Annotated in this window: 7 protein-coding genes; 6 read left to right on the top strand and 1 reads right to left on the bottom strand. The window is 69.2% G+C overall.

What is annotated here, in order from left to right; genetic code table 11:
• Nucleotides 1-57 precede the first annotated feature (57 nt).
• Nucleotides 58-2631 carry an aminopeptidase N gene (pepN, locus tag ABD255_RS30710; protein ID WP_344220182.1) on the bottom strand — a complete coding sequence of 858 codons (2574 nt, stop codon included), beginning with the start codon at nucleotides 2629-2631 and terminating at the stop codon, nucleotides 58-60.
• 197 nt (nucleotides 2632-2828) lie between these two features.
• Between pepN and ABD255_RS30705 the strand changes: the two genes are divergently transcribed.
• From ABD255_RS30705 to ABD255_RS30680, 6 genes are all read left to right on the top strand, one after another.
• Nucleotides 2829-3425: a mycothiol-dependent nitroreductase Rv2466c family protein gene (locus ABD255_RS30705; RefSeq protein WP_344220180.1), complete on the top strand. Its 597-nt coding sequence runs from the start codon at nucleotides 2829-2831 to the stop codon at nucleotides 3423-3425.
• Between the two features lie 91 nt (nucleotides 3426-3516).
• Entirely contained in the window at nucleotides 3517-4614 is a 1098-nt protein-coding gene (locus ABD255_RS30700; RefSeq protein WP_344220177.1) for a hypothetical protein, read from the top strand.
• A gap of 20 nt (nucleotides 4615-4634) precedes the next feature.
• Nucleotides 4635-5108: a ribose-5-phosphate isomerase gene (locus ABD255_RS30695; protein WP_344220175.1), complete on the top strand. Its 474-nt coding sequence runs from the start codon at nucleotides 4635-4637 to the stop codon at nucleotides 5106-5108.
• Nucleotides 5109-5255: 147 nt separating this feature from the next.
• Nucleotides 5256-6083 (top strand): Fpg/Nei family DNA glycosylase, encoded by an 828-nt coding sequence (locus tag ABD255_RS30690; protein WP_344220173.1) that lies wholly within the window; start codon nucleotides 5256-5258, stop codon nucleotides 6081-6083.
• 92 nt (nucleotides 6084-6175) lie between these two features.
• Nucleotides 6176-7366, top strand: a complete 1191-nt coding sequence (locus ABD255_RS30685) for a PP2C family protein-serine/threonine phosphatase (RefSeq protein ID WP_344220171.1) — start codon at nucleotides 6176-6178, stop codon at nucleotides 7364-7366.
• A 127-nt stretch (nucleotides 7367-7493) separates the two neighbouring features.
• Nucleotides 7494-8447, top strand: a complete 954-nt coding sequence (locus ABD255_RS30680) for a hypothetical protein (RefSeq protein ID WP_344220169.1) — start codon at nucleotides 7494-7496, stop codon at nucleotides 8445-8447.
• The last annotated feature ends 1 nt before the right edge of the window (nucleotide 8448 follow it).

Genomic DNA, 8448 nt, shown 5'->3' with positions numbered 1-8448 from the left:
CATCGGTCGAGTCGGCGTCGGCGGACGGGGGCCCGGTTAACCAGGGTTCGGAACCCATCAGCCGAGGGCGTCGCGCCGCTGGGCCTCCAAGGCGCGGACCAGGTCGGCTCTCGCCTCCCCGACGTACCGCAGGGTCGGCGCGTCGATCGACTCGGCCTCGCTGTCGAGCCAGCCGCTCAAGGCCTCCAGCGTGGACTCCTCCGGCAGGTTGCGCGGCGACAGATAGACCAGCACGTTCTCACCCATCGACGAGCCGAGCCGGGTGTACACGTCCTTGGCCGCGCTCAGGTACTTGCCGACGTACGGTCGGAGGAGTTCTTCCTGGCCCGGCTGCTGGAAGCCCAGGATGGTCCGGAACTGCGTCTCGTTCGGGGTGTCCTCGGACTCGACCGCGATCCGCCACGCATCGGCCTTCGCCTCGGCGGTTGGCCGGGCCGCGCGGGCCTGCGCGGCCCGCTCCTGCCCGGTGATGGTGGTGTCGCGGGTCAGCTCGTCGTCGATCCCGTCGGCCTCGATCCGGCCGAGCCGGGCCAGCGCGACGATCAGGGTCCAGCGCAGATCGGTGTCGACCACCAGCCCGGTCGGCAGGTCGCTGCCGTCCAGCCAGCCGGCCAGCCGGTCCGCGCCGGCGGCGGAGAAGACGCCGGCGATGTAGGCCCGCGCGAACGCGAGCTGGTGGTCGCTCCCGGCCTCGGCATCCGCGAGGAGCTCGGCCAGGGTCTGTTCGTACCGCGCCCGCAGCTCCGCGCGGTTCTCCGGCGCCGCGTAGCTGTTGATCGCGGTGGTCGCCTGCCCGAGCAGCGACCGTACGCCGGTCAGGTCGGTCTCGGCGCGGATCCCCTTCAGCACGATCCCGACGTACTGGCCGGCCGGCATCTCGGCGTCGCGGGTCATGTCCCAGGCCGCACCCCAGGCCAGCGCGCGCGGCAGCGACTCCCGCAGCTGGTCGATCGACTCGACCAGGGTGTCGCGGGACCGCTCGTCCAGCCGGATCTTGGCGTAGGTGAGGTCGTCGTCGTTCAGCAGCACCAGGTCCGGCTGGGTCGCGCCGACCAGTTCGGCGAGCTCGGTGCGCGGTCCGTCGATGTCGACCTCGAACCGCTCGGTCCGGACCAGGCCCTCGTCGGTGGTGCGGTAGAGGCCGACGGCCAGCCGGTGCGGCCGCAGCGTCGGGAACGCCTCGGCCGCGGTCTGCTCGATCGCGAACGACGTGAACGCGCCCTCGGAGTCCACGACGAAGTCGGCCCGCAGGGTGTTCACGCCGGCGGTCCGCAGCCAGCGCTCGGTCCAGTCGTCCAGGTCGCGCCCGGACGCCTTCTCCAGCGGCTTCAGCAGGTCCGTCAGCTCGGTGTTGCCGAACGCGTGGTCGGCGAAGTACTCCTTCAGCGCGGTGATGAAGGTTTCCTCACCGACGAACGCGACCAGTTGGCGCAGCGTGGACGCGCCCTTGGCGTAGGTGATGCCGTCGAAGTTCACCTCGACCGCGTGGAAGTCGACCATGTCCGCGGCGATCGGGTGCGTCGAGGGCAGCTGGTCCTGCCGGTAGGCCCAGTTCTTCCGGGCGTTGCAGAAGGTGGTCCAGGCGCCGGCGTACTTCGTCGTCGCGGTCGCCTGGGCCCAGTGGCTGGCCCACTCGGCGAACGACTCGTTCAGCCACAGGTCGTCCCACCAGGTCATCGTGACCAGGTCGCCGAACCACATGTGCGCGAGCTCGTGCAGCACGGTGTTGGCGCGGCTCTCCATCTCCGCGTGGGTGGTGCGGCTGCGGAAGATGTACTCGTCCCGCAGCGTCACGCAGCCGGCGTTCTCCATCGCGCCCATGTTGTACTCCGGCACGAAGGCCTGGTCGTACTTGCCGAACGGGTACGGCATACCGAAGGCGCGCTCGAACAGCTCGAAGCCCTGCTTGGTCACCTCGAACAGGTCGTCCGCGTCGAGGTGGTCCTTCAGCGACGGGCGGCACAGCAGCGACAGCGGGTAGCTCCCGTTCGGGCCGTCGTAGGAGTCGGTGACGACGTGGTACGGCCCGGCGACGACAGCGGTGATGTACGTCGACATCGGCACCGTCGGCGCGAACTCCCAGCGGGCGAACTCCTCGCCGTTCTCGCCCTTGTACGGCGTGGGCTCGGGGGTCGCGGAGTTCGAGATGACGACCCAGCGGGCCGGGGCGGACACGGTGAAGGTGAAGGGAGCCTTGAGGTCGGGCTGCTCGAAGGTGGCGAACACCCGGCGGGCGTCCGGGACCTCGAACTGGGTGTAGAGGTAGGTCTCCTTGTCGGCCGGGTCGACCGAGCGGTGCAGCCCTTCGCCGGTGCGCGAGTAGATGCAGTCCGCGACCACCACGAGTTCGTTGCGCTCAGCCAGGCCGTCGAGCCGGATCCGGGCGCCGTCGTACACGGTGTCCGGGTCGAGCGACCGGCCGTTCAGCGTCACCTCGCGCACGGTCGCCGCGATCAGGTCGGCGAAGGTGTTCGCGCCGGGCTCGGCGGCGAAGCTGAGGGTGGTCGTCGACGCGAACGTCGCGGCTCCGCTCGCGGCGGTGGTCAGGTCGAGCTCGATCGCGTAGCTCACGTCACTGATCAGGCCGGCGCGGGTGCGCGCTTCGTTGCGCGTCAGGTTGGTTCCAGGCATGTCGGCATCCTATGCACCTGCTGCCATCGATTGCCGAGGGTTTCCCCGCGACTTACCCAACCTCCGCGAAAGCGTTGCCGGAGCTTGATCCCCGGTCTCTCACCGTAGCCGTCCGGCGGCTGGCCGTAATCGCCTCCGCTGTCTCACCGCCACGCCTCGGGGCGAGCAAATTGATTTCAGTTTGTACGATCATAGGTATGACCCCCACCGCTGATTTCTGGTTCGACCCGGCCTGCCCCTGGGCCTGGATGACGTCTCGCTGGATGCTCGAGGTCGAGCAGGTGCGCGACGTGAAGACCAGTTGGCACGTGATGAGCCTCGCGATCCTGAACGAGGAGCGCGACGAGCACGACGCCAACTGGCACAGGAAACTCGGCCTGGTCCGAGTACTGATCGCCGCCGAGCAGGCGCACGGCAGCGAGGTGCTGCTGCCGCTCTACACCGCGCTCGGCAACCGCATCCACCTCGAGGGCCGGGGCATCAACGGCGACGGCGTGCTGGAGGAGTCGCTGGCCGAGGCCGGACTGCCCGCCGCGCTGGCCGAGGCCGCTGACACGGACCGGTACGACGACGCGCTGCGCAAGTCCCACCTCGAGGGCATGGAACTGGTCGGGATGGAGGTCGGTACGCCGGTCATCTCGGTCGAGGGGTCCGCCTTCTTCGGCCCGGTGGTCACCCCGGCTCCCAAGGGCGAGGCGGCCGGCAAACTCTGGGACGGGGTCCGCCTGGTGGCCGGCACCGACGGCTTCTTCGAACTGAAGCGGACCCGCGACCGGAGCCCGATCTTCGACTGAGGATTCGAACTCGCTGGCAAGGGTTGAACGTTCCACCGGCAGCGGCGAAGGTTACTCACCAAGCAAACCGATCGATGGTGAGTAGGTTCCTGTGACTGTTCTTCGTGGTGGGCTGTCCGCGGTCCTGGCTGGTTCGAGCTTGATCTGGATGACCGCCTCGATGAGTCCGCCGTCGGCGGCCACCACGACTGCCGACGCGGTGGTGGTTCCACCGGGCGTGACGGCCGGGGTGGCGGTGTTCGACCGCCAGGCCGGACAGCTCACCGACGTGCTGAACCCGGACCTGCAGTTCCGGTCGGCCTCGGTGGTGAAGTTGCTGATCGTGCTCGACTACCTGTGGGAGCGCGGCCCGGCGTACGACATCCCGGCGGCCGACCGGGCCCGGCTCGAGGTGATGCTGCGCAGCAGTGACGACGCCGCGGCCAGCTACTACTGGGACCACCTCGGCGGTGCCCAGATCATCGATCGGATGGTGGAGCGGCTCGGCCTGACCCACACGGACGGGCCGCCTACCACCCACCCGGGCTTCTGGGGATACGCCGCCTTCACCGCGGGTGACACCGTCCGGATCTACCGGTACCTGCTGGACCGGGCCCCTGCGCCAGTCCGCTCGTTCGTGATGGGGAACCTGCACCAGGCGACCCGCTACGGCACCGACGGGTTCGACCAGTACTTCGGGATCGCGTCCGTGTTCGACCCGGCCTTCAGCATCAAGCAGGGCTGGTCCGGATTCACCAGCCCGACCGCGAAGACCAAGGTGGCCGGGGTGGACCTGACCAGCGAGGCCTTGCACACCACCGGCACTGTCGGCACGGACGACCGGACCATCGTGGTGGTGTACACGCTGCACCCGAACGGGACGTCGTACGGGAAGGCCTATACGGACGTCACTCGGCTGACCCGGACTCTGAACGTGCCGGGCGGGGTGAAGTCGCCAGGGAGTTGGCTGACCACGAGCGGTTCCGGCGTACGGGTGAGGTCTGCGCCGAACACGTCGGGCGGAGTACTGGGCACGCTGCCGGCGGCGGTCGACGTGCTGGTGGGCTGTCAGAAGAAGGGGCAGTTGATCGAGACACCGACGCGCAGCAGCGACTGGTGGGCCTATCTGCCGAAGTACGGCGGCTACGTCACCAACGTGTACGTCGGATCAGGCGGCCCGAAGCTCCCCGGCGTCCCGGATTGTCAGTAAGACCTGCGAGACTTCTGGTCATGCGAGTGCACATCGGCTCTGACCACGCCGGCTACGAACTGAAGAACCACATCGTCCAGCACCTGACCAGTGCGGGCCACGACGTCGTCGACCACGGCCCGGCCGTGTACGACGCCGTTGACGACTACCCGCCGTTCTGCCTGCGGGCGGCCGAGGGCGTCGTCAAGGACGAGGGCAGCCTCGGGATCGTGATCGGTGGTTCCGGCAACGGCGAGCAGATGGCCGCGAACAAGGTGAAGGGCGTCCGGGCGGCACTGGCCTGGAGCACCGAGACCGCGGAGCTGAGCCGGCTGCACAACAACGCCAACGTGGTCAGCGTCGGCGCCCGGATGCACTCCGAAGACGAGGCGACCGGGTTCGTGGACACGTTCCTGGCCACCGACTACTCCGGCGAGGACCGCCACACCCGCCGGATCGACATGCTGACCGCCTACGAGGAGACCGGCGAACTGCCGCCGCTGCCCTCCTCCTGATCCTTCTTCTTCTCTCGTGCGGGCCGATCGGCCGGATGGGGCCTGGAGACGTCCCGGGCCCGCATCGACCGGCCGATGCCGACCACGGCCGGAGTCGGCGCGCCGCTCCGGCCCTTACCTCCCGCTGACACACCCATAAGAGGAATCATGCCCGAAGGTCACACCCTGCACAGACTGGCGAACGACGTCTGGGATGCCTTCGGCGGCCGCGTCGTGCAGGCCTCCAGCCCGCAGGGCCGGTTCGTCGAGGGTGCGGCGCTGCTGAACGGCCACGTCCTGCGCCAGACCGAGGCGCACGGCAAGCACTTCCTCGCCGACTTCGAGGGCGCCGGCTGGCTGCACATCCACCTCGGGCTGATCGGCAAGGTCGACTTCGGCGAGGCGCCGGTCCCCGATCCCGTCGGCCAGGTGCGACTCCGGCTGCGGAACGCCACGGCGTACGCCGATCTGCGCGGTGCGACCGTGTGCGAGGTGCTGACCGACGACGAGCGCGAGGCGCTGCTCAAACGGCTCGGCCCGGACCCGCTGCGCGACGACGCCGACCCCGAGCTCGCCTGGAAGCGGATCCACCGCAGCAAACTGCCGATCGGGCAACTGCTGATGGACCAGGAGGTGCTCAGCGGCGTCGGCAACGTGTACCGCGCCGAGGTGCTGTTCCGGGCCAAGCTGCACCCGATGACCGTGGGCCGGCTGGTGAAGAAGCGCGAGTGGCAGGGGATGTGGGACGACCTGCTCGAGCTGATGAAGTACGGCGTCGAGACCGGCCGGATCGACACCGTCGGCGACGACCACACGCCCGAGGCGATGGGCCGCGATCCGCGCCGCGACGACCACGGCGGCGAGGTCTACGTCTACCGCCGCCAGGGGCAGCACTGCCATGTCTGCGACTCGGTGATCCGGACCGAGATCCTCGCCGGGCGCAACCTCTTCTGGTGCCCCAAGTGCCAGCGCACCGGCCTGACCCGCAAGGGATGACGGACAGCGACGGAATCGTTCGTGCATCGACTGGGATCAAGTTGTGACAAATTGGTGCGCGGACCGCGTGCGGCCGTTACATTCTTCTCACCATGAGTAGCGGCGGCGGCAGCGCTGTTTTCCGACGATACGGCCGACGGGCCGAGTCGTGGATCCGGCGCGCGCGCAGGTCGCACCAACTGGCCTTCGTCGGTCTGCTGGCGCTGACGCTCTTCGTGAGTTCCGCCGCGGTGGCGATGCCCTCCTTCATACCCACAACCGTCCTGGTCATACCTCTGCTGCTCGGCGGACTGCTGCTGAGATTCCGGGGCCTGGTCGCGCTGACCCTGATCACGATGGTGCTCGGCACGTACGTCGTGTCCGAGCGCGCGGCCGGGCTGCCCAAGACCGGCTTCGTCATCACCCTCGGCGTGGCCGCGTGGATCGTGCTGACCGGGGCGAAGGTGCGCAGCCGGCTGGGTGTCCAGGGCACCCGCGGCGAGACGATGCTGATCGAACTGCGGGACACCCTCACGGCTCAGGGCGAGTTGCCCGACCTGCCGGCCGGCTGGCGGGCCGAGCAAGCGATCCGGTCGGCCGGAGGAGCCTCGTTCTCCGGTGACTTCGTCGTCTCCACCACCCGTGACGACGTCCTCGAGGTGGCGCTGGTCGATGTCTCCGGCAAGGGAATCGATGCCGGGACCCGCGCGCTGCTGCTGTCCGGGGCGTTCGGCGGCCTGCTCGGCGTCGTACCGGTCGAGGAGTTCCTGCCGGCCGCGAACCACTACCTGCGCCGCCAGGACTGGGACGACGACTTCGCCACCGTGGTGCACGTGGCGATCAACCTCAGCAGCGGGGAGTTCGAAGTACGGACTGCTGGGCATCCGCCGGCCATCCAGTTCGACGCCTGGTCGGGGCGCTGGCAGACGCGGGACGCGGACGGACCGCTGCTCGGCCTGGTCGCAGCGCCTGAGTTCCAGGTGAACCGCGGGCAGTTGAAGCTGGGCGACGCCCTGTTCCTCTACAGCGACGGAATGGTCGAGACGCCCCGCCGCGACATCGGCCAGGGCACCGACCGGCTGGCCGGTCACGCTGAACGACTGGTTGCCCACGGCTTCAAAGGCGCCGCCCGGGAGTTGGTCGCCGAGATCGGCGGCCCCGGCGACGACTCGGCCATCGTGGTCATCCACCGGCAGATGAACCCTGCTGACCTGGTCACCCCGAACTGCCCGACGACGCCACCTCCCGCGCTGCGCCGCCGTAGGTCAGCGATGCTGAGGCAGCTCAAGACGTACACAGCGTGACTGGATTCGGCGACCGGGTAGTCAATCGTTACCGCGAGTAGTTGACTGAGGCAACAGAAGTCGCATACTGCAAGAGAGCTCTCGGTGGGTAATCGAGAGACCACTTCCTGAATCGAGGACTGTTGTGATGGCAAACACGGGGGTCAGTGCTCGCGCGGCCGGCGTCATCGCCGGTGTCGGCGCGGTCTCACTGTTACTGGGGGCGGCCGCGCTGGCGGTGGCACCGGGCGCGGTCGCGCAACAAGTCGTTGCCGCCGGCCCGCAGGCGGATCCGCCGGGCAACAACGGAACGGTCAAGGTCGAGGGCGTCGACCTCGGCAGCGGCCCGCCGGACAACAATCCGCACCAGGGCTGCACGTTCGTGGTCGAGTTCTACAACTACGACGAGAATCCGGCCTACTTCGCGAAGGTCACCTTCGAGGACCAGGCACCGACCGCGGACGGCGGCCTGCAGGTGGTCTCGGGTGACCTGACGCCGTTCATCGGCGGCGACCCGGCGGGCGGCGGGAACGACCTGGACGCCAAGGAGACCTACACGCTGAAGTTCAGCGGCCCGCCGCATCCGCAGCAGGGCTACCACGTGAAGCTCACCGTCAACGCGGACGGCTCGCAGGGCGCGGACACGAAGCACAAGGTCTTCTGGGTCGAAGGCTGCACCACGACGACCCCGCCGACCACGCCTCCCACCACGCCTCCCACCACGCCGCCGACGACGCCTCCCACCACGCCGCCGACCACGCCTCCCACCACGCCGCCGACGACGCCTCCCACGACGCCGCCGACGACGCCTCCGAGCACGCCGCCGACGGATGTGCCGAGTACTCCGACGGTGCCGACGATGACGGTCACCGGCTCGACGCCTACGGCGACGGACACCACGCCGGCGCCGATCGACTCGGACGCGCCGACCACCGGCGTACCGACGGCGGTTGACGCCGGTCTCGGCGGCGACTCGTCCGGTGGTGCCGGGCAGAGCGGGCCGCTGGGTCTGCTGGGTGGCGGACTGCTGACAGCCGGCGGCTTGTTGCTGGCGGCAGGAGCCACGATGGCGCTCAAGCGGCGCGGCAGGCACCGTATCTGAC

This window comes from Kribbella sancticallisti, assembly GCF_039530625.1.
GTDB classification, from domain to species: domain Bacteria; phylum Actinomycetota; class Actinomycetes; order Propionibacteriales; family Kribbellaceae; genus Kribbella; species Kribbella sancticallisti.
The sequence above is the reverse complement of the archived record's forward strand: the minus strand, read 5'-3'. Positions and strand labels throughout refer to the sequence as shown.